This is a genomic window from Leuconostoc pseudomesenteroides KCTC 3652 (genome assembly GCF_014634745.1).
Taxonomy (GTDB): Bacteria; Bacillota; Bacilli; order Lactobacillales; family Lactobacillaceae; genus Leuconostoc; species Leuconostoc pseudomesenteroides.
Genome location: NZ_BMBP01000022.1, coordinates 1 through 1298 on the forward strand (window position 1 = coordinate 1; position 1298 = coordinate 1298).

Below are 1298 nucleotides of genomic sequence, written 5' to 3' on the forward strand. Positions count from 1 at the left end.
GAAAGTCTAATTTTTATTCAATGTCTACTTTAAGTCAACTTAGCGGGTTGTTTGAGATAACTTGCTTTGTTGATGTTTATAATATAACGATTGAAAATTAAAACGAGATAAATCGGAGATAAACTGAAAATTAAATTAGGGTCTTGGCTCAAATGTTTGTTCATAAGCAGTATATTATCTTTGTTTTAAAAAACGTTGCTTTAGTTATTGCCAAACATCCTGTAAACGGTTACAATATATTTGTAAACAACTGATTAACGTTTATCATTAACGCGATAAAATCGCAAAAAAGGAGTAACTCATGGGATTATTAGGCGCAATTGAAGCCGGTGGTACAAAATTTGTTGTGGCGGTAGCGGATCACGACTATAACATTGTAGAGCGGACATCATTTCCAACACTTGATGGCGAACAAACACTAAAACAAGTCATTGCTTTTTTTGACCAATTTGAAAATATTGATGCTATTGGTATCGCAGCATTTGGTCCAATTGATATTGTCGAGGGGTCAAAAACATACGGGCACGTATTGGACACGCCAAAGCGTGGTTGGTCAGGATACGACTTTTTAGGTGCTATGAAGGCTTGGCGTGATATTCCTTATTATTGGACAACAGATGTCAACGGTGCAGGTTGGGCAGAATTTGAAACTGGTGCTGCTAAAGATGTACAAAATATGGTTTATTTGACAGTTGGTACAGGCGTTGGTGCAGGAATTGTTTCCGGTGGTCGTTTTGTCAGCGGCTATGGACATCCTGAAGCAGGACACATTTTCTTGCAGAAGCATCCTAAAGACACTTACGCTGGTCATTGCCCATTCCACGGCGATAATTGTTTGGAAGGCTTAGCCGCTGGTCCAGCAATTGAAGAACGCTGGCAAATGAGCGCTAAGGAACTACCAGACGATCATTTAGCTTGGGAAATTGAAGCCTTTTATTTGGCGCAAGCAGCTTTGGACTATACAATGATTTTGCGTCCAGAAAAGATTGTGTTTGGTGGTGGTGTGCCACATCGTGAAATCCTATTTCCACTGATTCGCGAGCAATTTGCAAAGTTGATGAGTGATTATCTGGCTGTTCCAGACTTGGATGATTATATTGTGCCTGTTGCCAATGGTGACAATGCCGGGATTCTTGGTTGCTTCTATCTTGCCAAGACCCTAATTTAATTTTCAGTTTATCTCCGATTTATCTCGTTTTAATTTTCAATCGTTATATTATAAACATCAACAAAGCAAGTTATCTCAAACAACCCGCTAAGTTGACTTAAAGTAGACATTGAATAAAAATTAGACTTTC

General features: G+C 38.8%; 1 protein-coding gene. It reads left to right on the forward strand.

Features of this window, described 5'->3' with window-relative positions; all coding sequences use genetic code 11:
• The first annotated feature begins 301 nt into the window (after positions 1–301).
• Positions 302–1168 carry an ROK family protein gene (locus tag IEU65_RS10295; RefSeq protein WP_010280602.1) on the forward strand — a complete coding sequence of 289 codons (867 nt, stop codon included), beginning with the start codon at positions 302–304 and terminating at the stop codon, positions 1166–1168.
• The last annotated feature ends 130 nt before the right edge of the window (positions 1169–1298 follow it).

Coding starts and splice junctions, on each gene's coding strand:
- IEU65_RS10295 (WP_010280602.1), top strand. CDS start 302: ATGGGATTATTAGGCGCAATTGAAGCCGGTGGTACAAAATTTGTTGTG.